This is a genomic window from Pandoraea aquatica, from assembly GCF_902459565.1.
GTDB lineage: Bacteria > Pseudomonadota > Gammaproteobacteria > Burkholderiales > Burkholderiaceae > Pandoraea > Pandoraea aquatica.
Genome location: NZ_CABPSN010000001.1, coordinates 923860 through 945112, shown reverse-complemented (window position 1 = coordinate 945112; position 21253 = coordinate 923860). Strand labels below are relative to the sequence as shown.

Genomic DNA, 21253 nt, shown 5'->3' with positions numbered 1-21253 from the left:
ATGAACATGAAACTTCTCATTGCCGCTCTGACGGCAACGCTCGCGCCCAACGCCGGCTTCGCGCCGCGCGGAATCATTTCGGTCCGCGCCGACGCCAACATGCCCGAAGTGAAGGCGCTCATCGAGAACCTGGGCAAGGCGTTTGCCGAGTTCAAAGCGTCGAACGACAAGGAAATCGCAGAGCTGAAAAAGGGGCATGCGACGTCCGACACGCTGGCGAAGGTCGACCGCGTTTCGGCCGATCTCGAAAACCTCCAGGCCGCCATCGACGAGATGAATATCAAGCTCGCCGCCGGCCAGATGGGAGTCGACGGCAAGAAGCTCCGCGACCCCGAGTATTCGGAGGCCTTCGCGGCGCACTTCAAGCGAGGCGACACGCAGGCGTCCCTGAACAAGGGGGCCGACGCGGAGGGCGGCTATCTCGCGCCGGTCGAGTGGGATCGCTCGATCACCGATAAGCTTGTACTGGTGTCGCCCATGCGTGCGCTCTGCGCCGTGCAGACTATCTCGACGGCCGGCTTCACGAAGCTGTTTAATCTCGGCGGCACCGCCAGCGGCTGGGTCGGTGAGGCCGACGCGCGTCCCAATACGGGGACCGCGCAGTTTGCGCCGCTGACGTTCGCACCCGGCGAGATTTACGCCAATCCGGCCGCGACTCAGCAGATGCTGGACGACTCGGAAGTCGATTTGGAGACGTGGCTGGCCGAGGAGGTGAAGACGGAGTTCGCGAAGCAGGAAGGTGCCGCGTTCGTCGCAGGGAACGGGGGTAACAAGCCGTTCGGCATCCTGACGTATGTCGCAGGCGGGGCCAACGCAGCAAAGCACCCGTTCGGGGCCATCTCCACCGTGAACAGCGGCGCTGCCGCCGAGATTACTTCCGACGGCATCATCGACCTGGTCTACGACCTGCCGGGGGCTTTCACGGGCAACGCGCGGTTCACGATGAATCGAAAGTCGATGGGGAAGATCCGTAAGCTCAAAGACGGGCAAGGCAACTATCTGTGGCAGCCGTCGTATGTGGCAGGTCAGCCGTCCACTCTGGCCGGGTTCGCGGTGGTCGAGGTCCCCGACATGCCCGACATCGCAGCGAACGCCACGCCGATCCTGTTCGGAGATTTCGCACAGAGTTACCTCATCATCGACCGCACGGGTGTCCGCGTCCTTCGCGACCCGTACACCAACAAGCCGTATGTCTCGTTCTACACGACGAAACGTGTCGGCGGTGGGCTGGTCAACCCGCAGCCGATGCGGGCAATGAAGATCGCCGCTTCGGCATAAACGACGGCGATAGGCGATCGATTCGGGGCTCCTTCGGGAGCCCTTTCTTCATTCTGTGAGAACGACATGGCACAGCTCATCAAGGCCTTTCTGGGTGTTCCGGACGGTGAGATCTACCCGAAGCAATACGAATCTGGCGACGAATGCCCGCCGGAACTGGAGGCTGGCGCGCGGGCGCTTGGAGCGCTCGGCGACGAATCGCTGGCGCCCGAGGAAATGACTGCCGCACAAATCAAGGCAGCGCTGGATGCCAAGGGTGTCGAGTACAAGGCAAGCGCAAGCAAGGCGGAATTGCTCGAATTGCTGAACGGGGCCGGAGAGTAAGACGTGCCGTTGGTTTCTATCGAACTTGCGACGAAGTTCGTCAAACAGGACCTCGGTGCTGATGACGATGTCGTGCAAATGGCACTCGACGGCGCTACGCAATCCGCTATCGACTATCTGAATCGTCAAGTCTTCGAGACCTCCGCCGCGTTGCAGGCCGCTGTTACGGCCGGTACGGCCGGTGAGAACCCGATGGTGGTGAACGCTGCGATTAAGGCGGCCATCCTGAAGACGACCGCTGAGTTGTACATGAACCGTGAGGATTCGAGCATCGGAACCGTCGCAGAACTGCCGTTCAACGCGAAGTCGCTGTTGCGGCCTCACCGAGTCGTGCCAGGCGTCTGATGCGCTCCGGATCTATGAATCGCCAAGTGCGAATTGATCGGCGCGGCAGTGGAAAGGATGATTTCGGCCAACCGTCCGACGGCTGGGTGCCGATCGGGCCGGTGCTTTGGTGCAACGTCCGTGTGTCGTCTGGCTCAGAAGCCATCAAATCCGATATGCCGGTCGGTGTGGCGGCCGTGAGCATTCGCGTGCGCTACCGCACCGATATCGACAACGGAATGCGTGCGGTCCTGATTAAGTACGTCGCCGGTCAGCCGGTGGACGACGAGATTTTCAACATCGAGAAGCCGTTGCCCGACTACGCCGGTCGGGAGTACACGGACCTCGTTTGCGTCTCTGGTCAAGGCGATGGCGGTTGATTGGAAGACGAGCGGCTTCGGCGAGTCTGCCGCAGCGCTCTTGAAGCTCGCCGACGATCTGGCCGAATCCGCGCTACGGTCTGCCGCTGTCGCTGGCGGGACGATTTTGCGTGACGAAGCCGCCATGCGAGCCCCGCAGGGCGAAACCGGAAACCTCGCGCGAGCGCTTTACCTGAAGTTCATCGAAGAACGCTCCACAGAGACGAGCAAGATGTACTACGTCAGCATCCGGCGCGGGAAGAAGGGCGATGGTCGAAACGACGTTGCGTTTTACGGACTGATGGTCGAGTTCGGGCACTGGTATGTGCCGCCGAAGCCGAAAGGCGTCCGTTGGAAGTCTCACCGCGTCAGTTCCATCGGTAAGCACTGGGTGGCGGCAAGTCCGTTTCTGCGGCCCGCGTGGGATGCGCGCAAGACTGATGCCATCGACGCCATGCGCAATCGTCTCAAGGAGAAGTTGATGGAGATTCACGAGGCGCGCGGCAAATGATCGAACCGCTGATCACAGGCGCGTTGGCTGAAATTGCGTCAGGGCGCATTTTCAACGCTACGGCACCGGCGAACGCGCAACGGCCGTATGCGATTTTTCAGAAGGTCGGCGGCCAGGACGCCAGCTCGCTCGACGGTCTGGCCGAGCGCATGAACGCACGCGTGCAGTTCGTCGTGTGGGCGAACACCGCCAAGGAAGCCGCGACTGTCATGCGACAGGTGATTGTGAGCCTGTGCGGCGACGAATTAAAAGGGGTTCCCATTGGCGCACCCGTGGGGCTCCATGAGCCGGATACCAACTGGTACGGCGAGCGCCTCGATATTTCTTTTTGGTTCACCCCTTGATACATCAGGAGAACAGCTATGCCATCCCCGGCAATCTCGGCTCAGGGCAGCAAGCTCGAAATCGCGCCTCTGGGTGCCACGCCGACGTACACGCGCATCAAAGGCTTCAAGTCGTTCACCGGCTTTGACGGCCAGTCGTCGGAAATCGACACGACCGATCTGGACAGCACATCGAAGGAGTACTTGCTCGGCCTGCGCGACAACGGCAACTTCAACTTCGACCTGAACGTCAATCGCACGGATCCGGGCCAAATTGCGCTCGAAGCTGCGCGAGCGAGCAGTGCCATGCACCTGTTCAAGCTCACGCTGCCCGACGGCCACGTCGCGACGTGGAACGGTCTGGTGAAGAGCACGCCGCTTCAAGGTGGCGTCGATGCCGTGCTGACTGGCACCGTGAATACGCGTATCAGCGGTGACGTGACTTGGACGGAGGGTCCGTGAACGTACTTTCGAAAGAACAAATTCTCACGGCCAACGACCGGAAGACCATCGACATTCCGGTGCCCCAGTGGGGCGGTGCCGTTCGACTTGCGGTTATGTCTGGCGCTGAGCGTGACGCGTTTCACGCTTCGCGTGAGCGCGGCACGGGCAGTCTCGGGGAGTTCGAGGCGAACCTTCTCGCGGCGACGATCGTTGGTCTCGACGGCAAGCTGGTTTTCACCGTGGAAGACGTCGAAGCACTGCGCGACAAAAACAAAGACGTTCTTGACATGCTTGCCAACGAGGCCGCGCTGTTGAACGGCATCGGTCGAGCAGCTCAGGAGAGCGCGGAAAAAAACTCCGGAGCCGCCCCGAGCGGCGATTCTGGTTCCGCCTCGCCCTCCACCTCGGGATGAGTGTTCGGCAGGCTCAGCGGGAGATCGATTCCGCTGAGTTTGCCGAGTGGCTGGCGTACGCCAACATCGAAAATTTCGGCAGCCCTGTTGAGGATCTGCGGACCGGTGCTGTCGTTTCGATGCTTGCGAACATCAACCGGGATCGGAAGCAGCGTCCCGAGCCTTACGGCCTGCTCGACTTCTTGCCGTGGACTGAGTCACCGGACGCGTCACCAGACGAGCCGGTTCAGCTTGCCGATCCCAAAGCCCAATCGGACCTCATCCGCGCCGCGATTTTCGGTATCTCGCCCAAATCCCATTAACGCCCGCAGCGCGCGGGCCTTTTTTACGACTTCGCAATGAGTGACCTGATCGGAAAGGCCGTAATCGCCGTCGAGGCGAATACCACGGGCCTGAAGGCTGGCATGGCCGAAGGCGCTCAGTCCGTGAAGCAGCTTGAAGCCACGGCCACAGCCTCTGGTGCGAAGACGAGCGCGGCATTCAAGGGGATGTCGGACGCAGCAACCTCGGGGGCAAGGGCAAGCGAGTCGTCGATTCGCAGCTTCATGGCGTCGCTGGAGCGCCAGTCCGTGACCGTCTCGCAAGGCAAAGCGGCATGGATGGAGCTGCGCGCGGCTCAACTCGGCGTCGCGGATTCGGCTGCTCCGATGATCGCGGCCATGAAGAAGGCTGAGAACGGCGCGCATGAGATGAATTTCGCGTCGGCCGCCGCGCGTAAAGAAATGATGGTGCTGGCGCACGAGGCGTCGACCGGCGCCTGGAAGAACTTCGGCGGTTCGTTGCTCGTCCTCGGCGAGCGCACCGACGCGTTGGGGGCCATCATGTCCGCCACCGGTGTGACGGTCGGGTTGGTCGGTGCATTCATCGGGGCGTTTGCGCTTGCGGCATACCAGGGAAAGAGCGAGGCGGAGGCGTTCGCAAAGTCGCTGCAACTGACTGGAAACGCTGCTGGCGTCACTCGCGATGCCTTCAACGCGATGGCGCTGGGTATCGCGCAGGGCACCAAGTCCGGGATCGGCGCGGCGCATGATGCTCTTCAAGAGTTGATCTACACCGGCAAGTTCACCGGACAGAGCTTGCAGACACTGGGGGAGGACGTCGTCAAGTTGTCCGACCTGACCGGCGCGAAGCTGGAGGACATCGTCGCCGATTACGCCAAGATGCCCGATGGTGTTGCGAAGTGGGCTTCCGAGCACAATCGCAGTATGCACTTCATGGATACGGCGACGTATGAGTACGTCCGATCCCTTGAAGAGGCCGGGAAGGTGTCCGAGGCGGTTCGCGTCGTCTCCGAGGCGCTCCATCGGCAACTCGTGACGGATGCCGCCGACAAGCTCGGCACCGCAGCAAAAGCGTGGCGGGACTTCCGTCTCGAGATTTCGAAGACCTGGGCGCAGTTGAAACAAGGTTTCAGCACTGGCCCCACAAACACCGACAAGATCGATACGCTTCTCAACGAGCGGCGCGATCTTGAGGCGATGGCAAAGCGTACGGGCGGCGGTGGCGATATGGCGCGAGAGCGCATCGCCAGCATCGACAAGCAAATCGCTTCGCTCCAATCGCTCAACATCGAAGAGCAGCGCCTTGCCGAAGGCAATGCACGCCGTGCGCGCGAGGCACAGGCAGGCATTGCCGCGACCGACGCCCTGCACAAGCAGCGACTGCAATACGACAAGAGCTACGCGCGCCAGCACGCTCTCGACCAGTTTGACCGTCATATTTCGGACCTTCGGACGGCGAATCCGAACAGCCCAGAACTTGACCCTAAAGCGCTTGCTGCGACCCGGAAGGGGATCATCGAGCAGTACACGGACAAGAAGGCCGAGTCGGACGCGCAGAACGCGCTGAATGCACGTCTCGAAACGTTGCAGCAGCAGTACAAAGGCGAAGAGGATGCGCTGAAGTCGAGTTTGGCGCACATCAAGAGCCTTCGAGAGCAGGGGCTGATGTCGCTGCAAGATCAACTGCAACAGGAGCATGACGCTCGGCAACAGTCGCTGAACAAGCAACTCGGCATCGTTCAGCAACAGGAAGAACTGGCAAAGGGGAAGAAGCAACTCGCCGCGTATCAAAAGTACGCAGGGGAAGAAGCTCAGATCCGTCAGAAGCTCGCCGAGAACGATCGCAAGTTCGCCGACGACTCCGCAGCTCTCCAGCAGAAGCAAGCGCGCGACCTTCAGGCGTATGTGGTGTCGCTAGACAAGTCTTTGCAGACCCGTCGCGATGCGATCTCACAGAGCGTTGACTCAATCGGGATGGGGGATAGTGCGCGGGATCAATTCTCGCGCCTGACGGCTGCTGCGAAAGAGTATGACCAAAAGCTATCCGATCTCACCCGTTCGCGTATCGAGAACCGCGTCGACCAGACGCAATATGAGTCTGAGCTTCGCGCTTTGCAGGACTTTTACGATAAGCGTGTCGCGATGGAGTATGACGCGACTGCTCGTATTCGGGCAGCGCAAGGGAGCTGGCTCAATGGTGCTCAGCGCGCATGGGAGAACTTCAACGACAAGGCGTTGAACGTCGCGGATCAGGTTAGCACGAGCTTCTCGAACGTATATGAGGGCTTGACTGACGCCGCAGCAAAGTGGGCGACCGGTACGAAGATGAGCATCGGCGAAATCGGTGCAGCGTTCGCGCAAGAGCTGATCAAGATGTCGATTCGGGCCGCTGCCTCGCCGATCTTCGGTGCTGTAACCGGATTTCTAGGCAGCATGTTCGCCAGCGGATACTCATCGAGCACGGTTAACTCCGGTTTGGCAGGTTCCTATAGCGGCTCGTTCGCCAGCGGTCTGAGCGGGGGAACCGGCATGTTCACGATGCCGAGTGCGAAGGGCAATGTTTTCGCGAGCGGTGCAGCGGTTCAGGCTTTCGCCAAGGGCGGGGCATTTACGAATCAGGTTGTCGGCCAGCCGACCATAGCGCCTATGGCGCTTTTCGGCGAGGCTGGCGAGGAAGCGATTATGCCCTTGAAGCGTGCGCCTGACGGCTCGCTTGGCGTAAAAGCGTCCATTGATGTCGGCTCTGGCACGCGCATCGAGAACAACACGACCGTGGGGATATCAGTACAAGTCGGTAGCGCTGAAGGCGGATTTGACGCGACAGACGCCAAGGATCTCAAGCGAGCGGTTCAGTCCTGGGTTGATGACCGCATGGACAAGAAGATGCGAGGCCAGGGTGGCTACGGCTACCAAATGAAATATGGGCAGATCGGATGACCGACACCTTCAACTGGTCCCCGCGTACGACTGCCAGTGGCGATACGACCTTCACCGTCCGCAAGGCCAAGTTCGGCGATGGGTACGAGCAGCGTGCCGCTGATGGCCTGAACAACCGGCGATCCAGCTATCAACTGACGTTTGTCGGCGATGCGGTGAAGATCACCGCCATCCTGGCCTTCCTTGATGCTCACGCTGGTTCAAAGTCGTTCTACTGGACGCCGTCCCTCCGGTCGCGGGCTCTCTTCGTCTGTGAGAAGTATTCGGAGCCGGTGAAAGACGGAGATGCCTTCACGATTGCGGCCACATTCGACCAAACGTTCACGCCATAAATGACGAAGCAAACCATCAATCTAGGAACGGCGCCGGCCGGCAAAGACGGCGACACCGCGCGTTCTGGGTTCACGAAGGTCAATTCGAATTTCGATGAGATCTATGCTCGCGCGCAAGGGAAGCTTGCCAAGGACGTCAGTGGCGCTGCGGGCACGATGGCGCTGAGCGCCGCAGAAGCACTTAACGGATTCATCGATCTATTCGGAGCACTGACGGGCAACAGAATAGTTACGGTGCCGGCAGCCCCCGCTCAGGGGTACACGGTAAGAAACCGAACGACGGGCGCATTTGTATTGACTTTCAGCACTTCGTCAGGCGGCGGTGTCGTCGTGCAGCAGGGATCCACGTCCGAATTGATTTCTGACGGCGAGAACATCATTGATCCCCTCGCGCAACAAATCGGAAACGCAACAGGTCGACTGAAGCGCGTTCGCGTCCTTACGTCCAGCGGAACGTTCACATCGACGCCCGGCACGAAGATGGTGCTCGTCCGCCTCCAGGCGGCCGGGGGGGCTGGTGGCGGAACGGCAGGCCTTGGTGTAGGAGAGGGGTCGATTGGATCGTCCGGAGGCTCCGGTGGATACAGCGAACATCTCATGACGTCGGGATTCGACGGTGTTGCCTATGTTGTTGGTGCCGGTCCCGCCGGAGTGGTGGGTGGCAATGGCCCCGATGGTGGAAATTCGTCCTTCGCAGGCATTACCGTAACTGGCGGAAAGGGCGGTCGCGTCTCAGCGCCAGGCGCACAAGTCTTCGCGGCTGCCGCGCAGGGTGGCACGGCGTCTGGCGCAAACGTTCTCAATCGTAACGGCGAGCCGAGTTCAAGCGCATGGTTGATTCTTGGCAGCGGGTATTCGCTGGGACCTGGTGGCAGCACCCCGTTGGGAAGCGGTGGTATCTCTGCGTCGGCGGGTGCAAACGGCGGTGGGGGCGGCGGGGTGGCTGCAGGCAGTTCGAGTTCGCCGTCAGCGGCTCAGGCCGGTGGAAAGGGCGGCGACGGATTGATCTTGGTCATGGAGTTCGAATGAAGTCTCGTTACGCAACTGTGGAATCTGGCGTAGTTACAAACGTGGTCATTTGGGACGGTGCCGCTGTCTGCGATGAACTTCTCGGCGCCGTTCGTGTGCCAGACGTTGTTTCAGTCGGGGTCGGATACACGTTCGTAGATGGAGAGTTTGTTGCGCCCCAAACACAACCAGATGAGCCGGAGTTCGTCTGATGGGAATTACGGCCGACATTCAGCGTCTCGAACCCGGGGCATTGATCGAACTATTTGAACTGGATGCGACTGAGCAGCACGGTGACCTTTTGCGCTTTCACGGTCACACGCAAGTAGGGCCGATTTGGTGGCAAGGACATGAATACTCTCCGTGGCCTATCGAGGTCGAGGGGTTCGCCCGCAGCGGCGACAGTCAGCAGCCAACGCCCACTTTGTCTGTAGGAAACATCGATGGCTCGATTACTGCGCTGTGCCTCTATCTCGACGACATGGTCGGGGCGAAGCTGACGCGGATGCGAACTCTCGGACAGTACCTTGACGCCGCAAACTTTCCGGAGGGGAATCCGACCGCAGATCCGGAAGAGCAGCTTCCGCCCGAACTCTGGTTCATTAATCAGAAAACGGAAGAGACGAATGTGTCGGTCACGTTCGAGCTGGCGAGCGCGCTCGACTTCAATGGCGAGCAGTTGCCCCGGCGACAGATCATTGCGAACGTCTGCACCTGGCTGACCATTGGCGGCTACCGGGGGCCATATTGCGGATATACGGGGGTGGCCTACTTCGACAAGGACGACAATCCTGTGGCTGATCCATCACTCGACAAGTGCGGCGGCCGGCTGTCGTCGTGCAAATGCCGCTTTGGTCAGAACAACGAACTGCCGTACGGGGGGTTCCCCGCTGCGGATCTGGTGCGAACGGTCTGATGAACGAAAAGACGCTGGGTGCAATCCGAGAGCACGCCAAGGAAGAATATCCGCGCGAGTGCTGTGGGCTCATCGTGGTCAAGAGGGGGCGTGAGCGGTACGTGCGCTGCCGCAACCTCGCCCAAGGCACTGAGCACTTCGTTATGTCTCCGGAAGACTATGCGGCCGCCGAAGAATTCGGTGACGTCGTCGCCGTGGTCCATTCGCACCCGGATGCTACTGCCGCGCCCAGTGAAGCTGATATGGTGAGCTGTGAGGCTACGGGGTTGCCGTGGCACATCCTGTCATGGCCTGACAATGACGTGCGCTCGATCGAGCCGACGGGGTACAAAGCACCGTTGGTCGGCAGAACGTTTGCGCACGGCGTCCTCGACTGCTGGTCGTTGGTGCGCGACTTCTACGCGCGCGAGCTCGGGATCGAGTTGCCGGATTTCGAACGCCGCGACGATTGGTGGGCGCACGGCGAGAACCTCTACATGGAAGGCTACCCGAAAGCTGGTTTCGTGGTCGTCAACCAAGATGCGCCTGAAAAGGTCGGTGATGTGATGCTGATGCAGCGGCGCGCGGAAGTTCCGAATCATGCGGGCGTGTACATCGGCAACGGCCTGATGTTGCACCACATGCACGGGCGTCTGTCGACGCGCGAAGTGTATGGCGGGTATTGGCGTGAGATCACCCGGTGTGTTTTGAGGCATAAGGAACTGATCGGTTAGTATTGCGTGGTCAATTTGTTTGGGGATCATCCAATGCGAGCTATTTGCGGTGCGATTCTTATTTGCTCAGCCGTGTCTTTGCTTTCCGGCTGTGTAACTGGAATGAGTGGGCAAGAAATACGGGAACAGTCCGCGCAAAAGTATTCGGGGTCGGCGTCCGTGAATGAGTCGCTCGCATGTTTGAGAGGGCGACTTGGCAGTGAGGCCAATGTCACAACGTATCCCGATGGGGGGCTTGCCGAAATTGCGATTGGCCGCACGTCCGCACTAGGTGAGTTCGGTTACGCCTATCTCATCACTCTGAAGAAGGATGGCCCTGGAACTGCTGCAACCGTGCGTAGTGCGGGTATATGGTTCCCGCACATGCCCGCCGAAAAGCTTGATTCGACGATCAAGGCTTGCGTCAGGACATAGCGAGTCGACTGCATAACAAATGAACCTGCCTTTGGCAGGTTTTTTTTGGGGTGTGAAAAATGAGTGAAAGGCTTCGAACAATTCGACTTTACGGTGGGCTTGGTGCCAAGTTTGGGCGAGTCCACTCTCTGGCAGTTTCGAGCCCCGCCGAGGCGGTACGGGCATTGTGTATCGTGCTTCCTGGATTCAAAAAAGAACTGGCCGAAAGCGTCCGACGTGGTCTGGCATATGCAACTTTCGTAGGAAAACGGAATATCCGCGCCGAAGATTTTGGGCTTCCGCCAGGACAAGACGACATACGAATTGCGCCAATGGTCGCAGGCTCGAAGCGCGGCGGTCTGTTTCAGACCATTCTTGGGGCGGCGCTGATCGCACTTTCAGTGTGGAATCCGGCGTTTCTCGCAGCGTCCGGGGTATTCAGCGCTGGGTCCATTGGACTTATGGGGGCATCGTTGGCGCTTGGTGGTGTCGTGCAACTGCTTTCGCCCCAACAATCCGGTCTTTCCGTGAAAGACAGTCCCGACAATGGGGCCAGCTATAACTTCAACGGCCCCGTCAACACGCAGGCGCAAGGCAATCCCGTCGGCGTGCTGTACGGCGAAATGACCGTCGGTAGCGCAGTAATTTCCGCAGGTATCTACGCCGAAGACCAAGCCTGACAAATTCTCATAAATCCAATTCACAGCCCCGCGATGCGGGGCTTTTTTATTGCCCGGAAACAACTGAATGAGCAAGATGATCGTCGGCTACGGCGGGGGAGGTAAGGGCGGCGGCGACAGCCGAACGCCCGTCGAGAGCCCGGATAGCCTTCATTCCATCGCTTATGCAAAGGTGCTGGACGCGGTATCTGAGGGCGAAGTGGTCGGGCTGAAAAACGGTCTCCAGAGCGTGTTTCTCGACGGCACGCCGATCGTCAATGCCGACGGTACCGCGAATTTCCAGAACGTCAGCGTCGACGTACGTACTGGAACGCAGGACCAGTCATACATCCCCGGCTTCCCGTCGGTCGAAAGCGAGGCGGCCGTCGGCGTCGCGTTGACCTCGGCGGCGCCGTGGGTGCGGGCCGTGACGAATACACAGCTTTCAGCGGTTCGCATTACGTTCGCATTGCCAGCCCTGTCGCAGGCGAACACGAGCAACGGTGACATCACGGGTTACCGAATCGAGTATGCGATTGATCTGGCGACAGACGGCGCGGCCTTCCAGCAAGTCTTGGCTTCAGCTTTTGACGGGAAGACCACGTCACCGTATGAGCGTAGTCACCGTATTGAGCTTCCGCAGGCAACGAACGGATGGTCGGTGCGCGTGCGCCGGATTACGGCCAACGCCAACAGCACGACCATCGCCGATACGACGAATATCGAGAGCTTCACGGAGATCATCGACGCGAAGCTGCGTTACCCGAACACAGCGGTCATTGGCATTCAGGTCGATGCTCGCCAGTTCAAAAGCGTACCGACGCGTTCATATCGGATGCGCGGTCGCATCATTCGAGTACCGTCGAACTACGACCCGGCGACGCGGGTATATGTCGGGACTTGGGATGGGACGTTCAAGTCAGCATGGTCGGACAACCCGGCGTGGGTTTTCTACGACCTCGTGTTGCACCAACGGTACGGCTTGGGCCATCGCGTAAATGCTGCACAGGTCGACAAGTGGTCGCTGTATCAGATCGGTCAATATTGCGACGAGCTCGTTGACGATGGGAATGGCGGGCGAGAGCCGCGCTTCACATGCAACTGCTATTTGCAGTCGCGCGCTGATGCGTACAAGGTTCTGCAAGACCTCGCGACGATCTTTCGCGGTATGGCGTATTGGGCGAACGGCAATGTGGTCGCCGTGGCCGACATGCCCGGAGATCCCGTGTACAGCTTTACAAACGCCAATGTCATCGACGGGAAATTCAAGTACGCGGGTTCGAGTTGGAAGGCTCGCAAGACGGTTGCGCTCGTCACCTGGAACGACCCGAGCGACTTCTATAAGGCAAAGGTCGAGTACGTCGAGGATCAGGACGGTATTGCACGATATGGTGTCCAGCAGACTGAGACCACAGCCTTCGGCTGCACCAGCCAAGGTCAGGCCCAACGGGTAGGGCATTGGACGCTCCTTACGAGCCGCCTCGAAACTGAATCGGTTTCTTTTTCGACCGGCCTCGATGAGGCGCTGGTGTCTCCCGGTGGCGTTGTGAGCGTAGCCGATGCGTCGCGCGCAGGTCGGCGGATCGGCGGGCGCGTAAGCTCTGCCGTCGGTGCCACGGTAACGCTCGACAAGGTCGATCAAATCGCGCCTGGCGATGCGCTGACGGTGACTTTGCCGTCCGGTGTTCCGCAAACGCGTACGGTCAAATCGATTTCCGGGAACGCGGTCACCGTCACGGCGAATTGGACGGAAGGCGTGCAGCCGCAGGCGACATGGATTGTCGAAAGCGCGCAGCTCAAGACACAGTTATTCCGGATCCTCAGCGTGTCGCAGGGCGATGGCCTGACCTGGGACCTCTCGGCGATTCAGCATAACCCAGACAAGTACGGCGCCATCGACAGCGGCACGCGGCTCCAGCAGCGCCCGATCAGCGTGATCCCGCCGTCGGTTCAGCCGCCGGCGAAGGACGTAGCCTGGGACTCCTTCTCCGTTATTTCGCAAGGGATCGCGTCGACTACTGGCGTCATGAAGTGGACGGCGGCGGATCGAGCGGTGGCCTACGAAGTGGAGTGGCGGCGTGACAATGGCGAATGGGTGAAAGCTGGCCGTACCGGTTCCCTGAGCCTTGAGGTGCAGAACCTTTACGCGGGCACCTATGTTGCCCGCGTAACGGCGGTCAATGCCCTCGACGTTCCGTCGATTCCTGCCTACTCGACCGAAACGATTCTGTCGGGCAAAACCTCCCCGCCGCCAACGGTAACGAGTTTCGTTGCTACAGGCATCGTGTTCGGTATCCGCCTCGACTGGGGATTCCCCACTGGTCCGCTCGATGTAGAGAGGACTGAGGTTTGGTACAGCCAACAAAACGATCGAGCCACGGCTATCAAGCTTGCGGACTTCGCGTTTCCGCAGAACACGCACACGATGATGGGCCTCGCGGCCGGCACGACGTTCTTCTTCTGGGTTCGTCTCGTCGACAAGTCGAAGAACATTGGGCCGTGGTACCCGACAGACAACGGCGTGCTGGGCCAAGCGAGCGCAGACGCGTCCGAGATCCTCGACTATCTGAACGGGAAGATCGGAGAGACACAGTTATCGCAGGATCTACTTTCCGCGATCGCGACAATTCAGCCGCCCTTTGCCGGAAGCGAAGAGGACTACGCGGGCTCGGTCAATATCTACGCCGGGATCGTGTCAGTTCAGTCGCTGCTACAAGATGGAGATCGTGCGGTAGCGCAACAGGTAACGACGTTGCAGGCGACAGTCGGGGAAAACACAGCGCTGGTGCAGACGACAGCTCAGGCGATGGCGTCGCTCGACGGCAAGGTATCTGCGTCCTATCAGATCAAGGTTGGAGTCACTGCTGACGGTAAATACTACGGCGCTGGCATTGGGGTAGGTGTCAGCAACGAAACGGGGCCCGTCCAGTCGCAGATCCTGTTCACCGCAGACAGGTTCGCCTTTCTCAATCAGGCCAACGGACAGGTTACGTCTCCATTCGTAATTCAAGGCGGTCAGACATTCATTAGCCAAGCTTTCATCGGCAGTGGATGGATCACGAACGCAATGATCGGGGATTACATCCAGTCGAACAACTACGTGGAAGGGGTGGCCGGGTGGCGACTTGATAAGGCTGGCAGCCTGTATATGAACGGCGTGAACGGCGGCGGGCGTGTAGTGCTCTCGCCGAATGGCCTATACGTGTATGACGAGAACAATGTGCTTCGCGTGAAGCTGGGGAAACTCTGATGCTTGCAGGACTGGAAATTTACGGGCCTGCCGGTGAATTGACGCTCGGCCTTGGATCTCGTGTTGGAAGAGTGCTCGGTTCCGTGTACATCAACGGGACATCCGGAAGCCTTCAGCACGATGCGCTTGCAACTGGTGAAGCCTTCGCATCGTTTCACCTTCAGCAGCTCTTCTACGACGTCAGATCGTTTCGTCGCTTCCCGAGAATCACGATATCTGGCAATACGCTGTCCTGGTATTACCCGGAGCCACAAGGGAATCAGGTCACGATGGCCGGTTACATCACCTATGGGGTTCGCTAGTGGCATATGGTTTTGTGGCTGTGAACGACTCGGGGATTGTGCAGATCGATGGTGCGTACACGAACTACTCGCTGACCGCCAAGGGCACGGTTACGCTCACGGAACAGTCGATGTATCTGGGCGCCTCGGGGGCAGGTGATGTGTACGGAACTTGCTATATCGCGGATGTTTCGTACACCGCCCCTGATCCGTTGTTTGTGTTGGAAAACGCCAATGGCACTCCGGTCGTTGTGATCTCGACGGCAAACGTCGGCACGAACATGTGGCAAACGCGCTTGATGGCCTTGGCGCCAGTGAGCGTCGGGTACTTCGTCTTCTCGTCAAACGTTGTTGTGGCCGGTGCCGGTTATGGACTTATCGTCTATGACGGCGCTGGCCGACCTGTAGCAAGTTCGAATATGAAGTACCCACTGATCAGGCAGGTGGTCTCGGGAAATGTGGTCGGAGCCGGTCCCGACTATGGCCAGTACAACTACGCCGCCGCGACGAGCTTCTCTGCGACGTTCGCGCCAGGAGGTGGCCGAATCGGCGTCGGCGCGATCCGCACGCCGTCGACACAGTTCAACGGAAGCCTTCTGTCTGGTGCGTGGCGCGGCAACATTGGATTTGGCGGCTGGATGACCGGAAGCGGCACGGCCACGTTCTCAACATTCAACTGGCGCTTCGGGCCGAGCTCGCCGAATCCGCCTAACTTCCAATATGACTATCAATCGGCCCTCGACTACGGGGGCATTCTGATCGACGTGAGCAACCTTTGATCTTGGCCGCCTTCGGGCGGCTTTTCATTTCCAGAGCAGGGCGCGGGGGCGCTCAAAGGAACAATCCAATGGCAGAACCAACATCGGGTGCCGTGGCGGCTGCAGTGGCCGTGGTGGTGAAGGTGCTTCCGGGGGCTGTCGGATCGCTGATTGCGCTCCGATTCATCGGTGAAGGGCTGACGAAAAAGCAAAAAGCGGTGTCGTTCGCGGCCGGCGCGGCGATGTCCTACTACCTCAGTCCGTTGCTCGTGATGTATTTCGCGATCACGGACGCCGGCGCGCAGCAGGCGTTTGGCTTCTTGATGGGGCTGTTTGGCCTTGCGCTTGCGAAGGAAGTCTTCAAGGAAATCAACGATGCCGACCTGATCGGGGCTCTCAAGCGGCGACTCTTCGGAGGGCTCGAAAAATGATCTGGGTGTCGGTGTTTTTCATCGCGAACGTCATCGTGCTGGCCGGATGCATCTGGTTGGCACTGAGCGACGCAATCAAAACGGGTTTCTGGGGAACGACGGGCTTTTCCGCTATCGGCCTAGCATCTGTCGGAAATCTCTTCAAACCCTTTTGGATGCGCCATGCAATCGATGGTCCGGAAGTCCTGATGCTTGTCGGGCTTGCGATCGTCTCGATTTGGCTGATGGCGCGGAAGGTGTACTGGATGAGTAAGGGGAGGGGGCATGGCTAGAATTGACATGGCCACGGCTGGTGGTCAGAACGTATGCGCGTTTCTCGACATGCTTGCGTGGTCCGAATTCACCTCGCGCATCGCGGGTTCGGACGACGGCTATAACGTGATCGTCGGGGGCGGGATGTTCACCAACTACGCGGATCATCCGAGGAAATCGGTATGGATCAAGCGCTTTAACGTGTGGTCGACGGCGGCAGGCCGATACCAACTGCTCTCGCGTTACTTTGACGTCTACAGGCAGCAATTGGGGCTTCCGGATTTCTCGCCGGTCAGCCAGGACAAGATCGCGATCCAGCAGATTCGTGAGCGCGGCGCGCTTGCCGACATCAAGGCCGGAAGGATTGAGTCGGCGATTTCGAAGTGCCGCAACATCTGGGCGAGTCTTCCTGGGGCCGGTTACGGTCAGGTGGAGCATGCTCTGGAACCGCTGCTGCAACAGTACGTGAAAGCCGGAGGTGCAATGTGACGTGGCTCGATCCTCGCCTGTGGGGCGGACTGCTGCTCGCCGTAGTGCTGGCCACCGGAGGCGGCTACTGGAAGGGGCACCACGACGCCGACCAGTCGGCAACGGTCGCGGCGCAAGCGAAGCAGATCAACGCCCTCACCGCCGCCAACAACCTTTATCGCCAGACGACGCAAACGCTGGCCGGGATCTCGATCGATGCGAAAAAATCTGCTGATGAGGCAAATGCTGCTGCAAGTGCTTCTGATCTCGTCGCTGACGGGCTGCGCAAACAACTCGGTCAGTACATCGCCGCCGCGCGACATTCCGCCACTGCCGGCGGAGGCTCGCCAACCGTCGGCGGCACAGACGCCCTTGATCTGCTCACTGGGTTGTTCACCAGGTCTGACCAAGCTGCGGGAGAACTTGCGCGGTACGCTGACGCCGCCCACATCGCAGGGCTCGCCTGCGAGCGCAGCTACGACGCGCTGACGAGTAAAGGTCATCAGAGCGATCAAAAATACTGAAAAGCTCGTTTTAATTATCTTTTCGGCTTGTCCTGCCAGCCACCGTGACTGATGGGACCAAAGGGCTTTGGCTCGCCAATGTCGACGGCAGTGCTTTCGATGCGCTCGTAAATGAAGCCAGGCTTCAATTTGGCAAACCACTCGCGCGCGAAATCCTCGTCCATGTGGTGCCGAGTCTTCTTCCAGCGCTTATCGCCGGGTAGCTTGTACTGATACAGGTGGGTAATTCGCGCGGACATGGTGGCCTCCCTCGTGGTGCTGGTGAGGGAGGTAAACTAGCACAAATACTGTACAAAAAAACAGTATTTTGAGTGGCGAATGCACTTGGGGAAATAGCTCTAAACTATGGGGCGTCGCAAGCAATCGAAACTAATGTGGAGTAAACTCACTTTCGGAAGTAGATTTTGGTGTTAGTAACGCTATGATTCCGTTGTATGTTGTAGCGAACATCTACACCCGAATAGATGTGATAAGAAACAATAAGTTAGATACGTTCCGCACTCGGAGAAAGCAATGCTGTACTCAGACGAAGTATCAAAGCTTCGTTCCTTCGGACAATTCGTTGGGTTCGAAGCCGCTCGTAGTGTCGATCTCCTTAAGGCAATTGACGACACGATTTACGCATGTGAACAACAACGCAGAATGATGGAGCAGTTCACTGGCGCTGCCGGTGAGTTCGTTCAATCTCTCAAGCGCACCGATCACGCTATCGACGAAGATGGTAGTGTTCTTGCTGCCCTTGAAGCCGCTCGCGACGCAATCCACCAAGTCTATGCACAGCACAAGCGCAAGCGAGAGGCTGCTGCAGGCGATCATCGACTCTGCGAAGATGATGGTGTGGTAGACGCATACGATCAACTGCTGGATGGGATCGCATCGGCGCATACCGCGCTGAATGATCTCTGCTGGGCGCTGGGCGAGCACGAGGCGGATTTTGATAAGGTGCTCGAAGGCGAATTCTCCACCGCTGAAGAACTGATTGAGGCGCTGGAGAAGTAAGTTGCCCATAAAGTCAGTGCGCCGTACAGAGCGCTTCCAAAAAGAATACGACGCACTGACTCCAGCCATGAAAAAAGAGGTCAAGGACGCGTTGCGTGACCTTCTTGTTGACCCAATTCCGGCGAGTCGCCGGTTTCATTCGCTTAAGGGTTATCGAAACCCTAAGCTCTTCACGATCGATGTGACGATGAACAAGTCACATAAGATTTCCATCGAAATCGAAGGCACCTGCGCCACGCTGCGTCGGATCGCCACGCACAAAGAAATAGATCGCGCGCCATAAACTGTCGCCATGTGCACGAACTACCGCGTTCCCGATCGGCAGCTATTCAGTGGCGACCACGGCACCGCCGCGACCCCTGAAACCTCATCTCGCATGACACCCCTTAAGCGCGGTGTCTCCTAAAGTTTGGCGACTGATAGTCGATATTGTATGTGTCGCCAACTAGAGATGGAGGTCGAGATGTCAGGTCGTTCTGATCCGGCAGCAGTCGGAATTCTGTTTATTGGAGGGATGATTGCGTTCGGAGTGTTCTCACTATCGAAGAGCTTGGGGGCGGACTTTCAAGCCACGTTCTTCGCGCTTTTTGGGACGGTCGTCGTGGTTGGGTTGTGCTTTCTTGCAGCCTTCTGGCTGAACTGGAGCAATCACCTTGCGATGTTGTCCGGCGCGGCCGCAGCCATCTGGCCGCAGTGGTGGCCGGTGCTTAAGAGCATGAGCGAAGGGGGCCAATCGATCGGGGCATATCGCAACTTTTCGCGAATGTACGAACCCGCCTGGTATGCAGAATGGTGGGTCCAATGGCCGATAGAGATCGCTCTCATCGGCCTGTGCGCGTGGCGACTCTACGCTGACTGGAATGAGTATCGATATTGACGCGCTCACGAGCGCTTGTGATATTAGGCAATCGCCTAATATTAAGCTGTACGAATCAACAGATTGACTACAACGAAAAAACCCGCACAGCCAATGACTGTGCGGGTTCAATTCTGGTCGGGGCGAGAGGATTTGAACCTCCGACCACCTGCACCCCATGCAGGTACGCTACCAGGCTGCGCTACGCCCCGTGAGAGATGCATCGCTAGGAAGCATCGCTCGAAAGAACGCGATTATAGCAGAGCTTTTCGCGCGAAAGATAGAGGGCGTGCGCGCCGGACGCATCTTTTTTTGCTCCCACCGATCGCTTACCGCATCAACCCCTTGAATCGCTTCTGTTTTTCGCGCGCGGCCTCGCTCGCACATCGCGTCGTTGAGCATGCGCACGGCATGCTGCCTCCATGATGGTTATTCCGGATGTCGTATTCGAAGGGCCTCACGATAATGGAAATCTGCCTATATCCATCGCCCATGAGGCTCGGAGACAAGCGATGCCGTACACCCAGGGATTCGGCGACGCGCGCGACATGCTGCTCGCGCAGCGCGCCCATTACGACGTGGCGTACCGTGATTTCCGTTGGCCTGTCCTCACCCATTTCAATTGGGCGCTGGACTTCTTCGATCCACAAGCACAAGACAACGGCACCCCGGCCCTTTGGGTCGTAGAAGAAGACGGACGTGAAGCGCGTCTGTCGTTCGCCGAAATGTCGGCACGCTCCAATCGCGTCGCCAACTTCCTGCGCGCGCAGGGCGTGGCACGCGGTGACCGTGTCCTGCTCATGCTGCCCAATCAGGTCGAACTCTGGGACCTCATGCTCGCGTGCATGAAGCTCGGTGCCGTCATGATTCCCGCCACCACGCTGCTCGTCGCCGGCGATCTCGCCGACCGGCTGGAGCGCGGCTGTGTGCGGCACGTTGTCACCACCACACGAGATGCCGTCAAATTCAACGACCTGCCCGGCGACTATCGGCGCATCGCGGTCGGCGATTATCCGCCCGATGGCTGGACGTCGCTTACGCCCGCCTACGACGCCTCCGAACAGTTCACGCCCGCCGGTGTCACGCTCGCGACCGATCCGTTGCTGCTGTACTTCACCTCAGGCACGACATCGCGTCCCAAGCTCGTGCTCCATACGCATCAAAGCTACCCCGTCGGTCATCTCGCCACCATGTACTGGATCGGCCTTCAGCCGGGCGACGTGCACTGGAACATCAGCTCGCCGGGATGGGCGAAGCACGCGTGGAGTTGCTTCTTCGCGCCGTGGAATGCGGGCGCGACGATCTTCATCTACAACTTCTCGCGTTTCGACGCCCGCGCCGCGCTGGAGACGGCCGCCCGCTGCGAAGTCACGACGCTGTGCGCACCGCCGACCGTCTGGCGCATGATGATTCAGGAAGATCTCACGCGTCACGCCGTGAAGTTCCGCGAACTGATCGGCGCGGGCGAGCCGTTGAATCCCGAGGTCATCGATCAGGTGAAGCGGGCCTGGAATATCACGATTCGTGACGGCTACGGACAGACGGAGACCTGCTGCCAGATCGGCAACTCGCCGGGACAGACCGTCAAGGCGGGGGCGATGGGGCGTCCGATGCCGGGCTACCGTGTCGTGCTGCTCGACCCGGACGGGGCGGAAGCCGACGAAGGCGAAGTGGCGCTCGTGCTGTCGCCGCGTCCCACCGGACTGATGCAAGGTTACGAAGACGACAGCGAGAAAACCGCCTACGCGATGCGTGACGGCTACTACCACACCGGCGACGTCGCCATGCGCGACGACCGTGGCTATTTCACTTACGTCGGTCGTGCCGACGACGTTTTCAAAGCGTCCGACTACCGCATCAGCCCGTTCGAGCTGGAGAGCGAACTCATCAAGCATCCCGCTGTGGCGGAAGCCGGTGTGGTGCCCAGTCCCGATCCGCTGCGTCTGGCGGTGCCGAAGGCGTTCATCACGTTGCGCTCGGGCTTTCAGGCAGACGACAAACTCGCGCTCGATATCCTGCGTTTCTGCCGCGACCATCTCGCGCCATACAAACGCATTCGCCGCATTGAATTCTGCGATCTGCCAAAGACGATCTCGGGCAAGATCCGGCGCGTCGAACTCCGTCGCACGGAAGAAGGGCGGAGTCTGGAAGCGCGCCGGGAGATGGAGTTCTGGGACGTCGATTTCGCCGATCTGAAGTAAGGCGTGGACGTCACAAGC

27 protein-coding genes and 1 tRNA gene are annotated in these 21253 nt (G+C 59.2%); 26 read left to right on the top strand and 2 right to left on the bottom strand.

Features of this window, described 5'->3' with window-relative positions; translation table 11 throughout:
* The 22 genes from PAQ31011_RS03935 (at position 1) to PAQ31011_RS03830 (ending at position 17179) form a co-directional block, all read left to right on the top strand.
* A complete protein-coding gene (locus PAQ31011_RS03935) occupies positions 1-1278 on the top strand; it encodes a phage major capsid protein (RefSeq protein WP_150574551.1) in 1278 nt (425 codons plus the stop codon).
* A 66-nt stretch (positions 1279-1344) separates the two neighbouring features.
* Positions 1345-1602 carry a HeH/LEM domain-containing protein gene (locus PAQ31011_RS03930; protein ID WP_150574550.1) on the top strand — a complete coding sequence of 86 codons (258 nt, stop codon included), beginning with the start codon at positions 1345-1347 and terminating at the stop codon, positions 1600-1602.
* A gap of 3 nt (positions 1603-1605) precedes the next feature.
* Positions 1606-1947, top strand: coding sequence for a head-tail connector protein (locus PAQ31011_RS03925; protein ID WP_150574549.1), 342 nt, complete (start codon positions 1606-1608; stop codon positions 1945-1947).
* The gene (locus PAQ31011_RS03920) at positions 1947-2306 is read left to right on the top strand and encodes a phage head closure protein (protein ID WP_150574548.1); all 360 of its coding nucleotides are present in this window, start codon (positions 1947-1949) and stop codon (positions 2304-2306) included. The genes PAQ31011_RS03925 and PAQ31011_RS03920 overlap by 1 nt, the downstream gene beginning before the upstream one ends.
* Positions 2296-2796 carry an HK97-gp10 family putative phage morphogenesis protein gene (locus tag PAQ31011_RS03915; RefSeq protein WP_150574547.1) on the top strand — a complete coding sequence of 167 codons (501 nt, stop codon included), beginning with the start codon at positions 2296-2298 and terminating at the stop codon, positions 2794-2796. The genes PAQ31011_RS03920 and PAQ31011_RS03915 overlap by 11 nt, the downstream gene beginning before the upstream one ends.
* Complete coding sequence (locus tag PAQ31011_RS03910) at positions 2793-3140, top strand: DUF3168 domain-containing protein (RefSeq protein WP_150574546.1); 348 nt, start codon at positions 2793-2795, stop codon at positions 3138-3140. Before PAQ31011_RS03915 ends, PAQ31011_RS03910 begins: the two co-directional genes overlap by 4 nt.
* Before the next feature lie 18 nt (positions 3141-3158).
* Positions 3159-3581 (top strand): phage tail tube protein, encoded by a 423-nt coding sequence (locus PAQ31011_RS03905; protein WP_150574545.1) that lies wholly within the window; start codon positions 3159-3161, stop codon positions 3579-3581.
* Entirely contained in the window at positions 3578-3976 is a 399-nt protein-coding gene (locus PAQ31011_RS03900) for a hypothetical protein (RefSeq protein ID WP_150574544.1), read from the top strand. Before PAQ31011_RS03905 ends, PAQ31011_RS03900 begins: the two co-directional genes overlap by 4 nt.
* Entirely contained in the window at positions 3973-4278 is a 306-nt protein-coding gene (locus tag PAQ31011_RS03895; RefSeq protein WP_150574543.1) for a phage tail assembly protein T, read from the top strand. The genes PAQ31011_RS03900 and PAQ31011_RS03895 overlap by 4 nt, the downstream gene beginning before the upstream one ends.
* Positions 4279-4314: 36 nt before the next feature.
* The gene (locus PAQ31011_RS03890) at positions 4315-7194 is read left to right on the top strand and encodes a phage tail length tape measure family protein (RefSeq protein WP_150574542.1); all 2880 of its coding nucleotides are present in this window, start codon (positions 4315-4317) and stop codon (positions 7192-7194) included.
* The gene (locus tag PAQ31011_RS03885; protein WP_150574541.1) at positions 7191-7526 is read left to right on the top strand and encodes a phage tail protein; all 336 of its coding nucleotides are present in this window, start codon (positions 7191-7193) and stop codon (positions 7524-7526) included. Before PAQ31011_RS03890 ends, PAQ31011_RS03885 begins: the two co-directional genes overlap by 4 nt.
* Positions 7527-8555, top strand: coding sequence for a hypothetical protein (locus PAQ31011_RS03880; RefSeq protein WP_150574540.1), 1029 nt, complete (start codon positions 7527-7529; stop codon positions 8553-8555).
* Positions 8556-8745: 190 nt separating this feature from the next.
* Entirely contained in the window at positions 8746-9450 is a 705-nt protein-coding gene (locus PAQ31011_RS03875; RefSeq protein WP_150574539.1) for a phage minor tail protein L, read from the top strand.
* Complete coding sequence (locus tag PAQ31011_RS03870; protein WP_150574538.1) at positions 9450-10163, top strand: C40 family peptidase; 714 nt, start codon at positions 9450-9452, stop codon at positions 10161-10163. Before PAQ31011_RS03875 ends, PAQ31011_RS03870 begins: the two co-directional genes overlap by 1 nt.
* 473 nt (positions 10164-10636) lie before the next feature.
* On the top strand, positions 10637-11236 hold the full coding sequence (locus PAQ31011_RS03865) for a tail assembly protein (RefSeq protein WP_150574537.1): 600 nt from the start codon (positions 10637-10639) through the stop codon (positions 11234-11236).
* Positions 11237-11303: 67 nt separating this feature from the next.
* Entirely contained in the window at positions 11304-14465 is a 3162-nt protein-coding gene (locus PAQ31011_RS03860) for a TipJ family phage tail tip protein (protein ID WP_150574536.1), read from the top strand.
* Positions 14465-14767, top strand: coding sequence for a cyclin family protein (locus PAQ31011_RS03855; RefSeq protein WP_150574535.1), 303 nt, complete (start codon positions 14465-14467; stop codon positions 14765-14767). The genes PAQ31011_RS03860 and PAQ31011_RS03855 overlap by 1 nt, the downstream gene beginning before the upstream one ends.
* A 14-nt stretch (positions 14768-14781) precedes the next feature.
* Positions 14782-15525, top strand: coding sequence for a hypothetical protein (locus PAQ31011_RS03850; protein ID WP_150574534.1), 744 nt, complete (start codon positions 14782-14784; stop codon positions 15523-15525).
* Between the two features lie 68 nt (positions 15526-15593).
* On the top strand, positions 15594-15935 hold the full coding sequence (locus PAQ31011_RS03845) for a holin (protein WP_150574533.1): 342 nt from the start codon (positions 15594-15596) through the stop codon (positions 15933-15935).
* The gene (locus tag PAQ31011_RS03840; protein WP_246179324.1) at positions 15932-16207 is read left to right on the top strand and encodes a holin; all 276 of its coding nucleotides are present in this window, start codon (positions 15932-15934) and stop codon (positions 16205-16207) included. Before PAQ31011_RS03845 ends, PAQ31011_RS03840 begins: the two co-directional genes overlap by 4 nt.
* Positions 16200-16676: a glycoside hydrolase family 24 protein gene (locus tag PAQ31011_RS03835; RefSeq protein ID WP_150574532.1), complete on the top strand. Its 477-nt coding sequence runs from the start codon at positions 16200-16202 to the stop codon at positions 16674-16676. Before PAQ31011_RS03840 ends, PAQ31011_RS03835 begins: the two co-directional genes overlap by 8 nt.
* Positions 16673-17179, top strand: coding sequence for a DUF2514 family protein (locus PAQ31011_RS03830; RefSeq protein WP_150574531.1), 507 nt, complete (start codon positions 16673-16675; stop codon positions 17177-17179). Before PAQ31011_RS03835 ends, PAQ31011_RS03830 begins: the two co-directional genes overlap by 4 nt.
* A gap of 14 nt (positions 17180-17193) precedes the next feature.
* Here PAQ31011_RS03830 and PAQ31011_RS03825 read toward each other — a convergent pair whose 3' ends face one another.
* Positions 17194-17418: a hypothetical protein gene (locus tag PAQ31011_RS03825; protein ID WP_150574530.1), complete on the bottom strand. Its 225-nt coding sequence runs from the start codon at positions 17416-17418 to the stop codon at positions 17194-17196.
* Between the two features lie 274 nt (positions 17419-17692).
* On the opposite strand from PAQ31011_RS03825, the gene PAQ31011_RS03820 reads away from it, so the two are divergent.
* The 3 genes from PAQ31011_RS03820 to PAQ31011_RS03810 all read left to right on the top strand — a co-directional run bounded on the left by PAQ31011_RS03820 (position 17693) and on the right by PAQ31011_RS03810 (position 19055).
* Positions 17693-18178, top strand: coding sequence for a hypothetical protein (locus PAQ31011_RS03820; RefSeq protein ID WP_150574529.1), 486 nt, complete (start codon positions 17693-17695; stop codon positions 18176-18178).
* A 1-nt stretch (position 18179) separates the two neighbouring features.
* Positions 18180-18461, top strand: a complete 282-nt coding sequence (locus PAQ31011_RS03815) for a hypothetical protein (RefSeq protein ID WP_150574528.1) — start codon at positions 18180-18182, stop codon at positions 18459-18461.
* Between the two features lie 180 nt (positions 18462-18641).
* On the top strand, positions 18642-19055 hold the full coding sequence (locus PAQ31011_RS03810; RefSeq protein WP_150574527.1) for a hypothetical protein: 414 nt from the start codon (positions 18642-18644) through the stop codon (positions 19053-19055).
* Positions 19056-19169: 114 nt separating this feature from the next.
* Here PAQ31011_RS03810 and PAQ31011_RS03805 read toward each other — a convergent pair.
* Positions 19170-19246, bottom strand: a tRNA-Pro gene (locus tag PAQ31011_RS03805).
* Positions 19247-19546: 300 nt separating this feature from the next.
* On the opposite strand from PAQ31011_RS03805, the gene PAQ31011_RS03800 reads away from it, so the two are divergent.
* Positions 19547-21235: an AMP-binding protein gene (locus tag PAQ31011_RS03800; protein ID WP_150574526.1), complete on the top strand. Its 1689-nt coding sequence runs from the start codon at positions 19547-19549 to the stop codon at positions 21233-21235.
* Positions 21236-21253 lie beyond the last annotated feature (18 nt).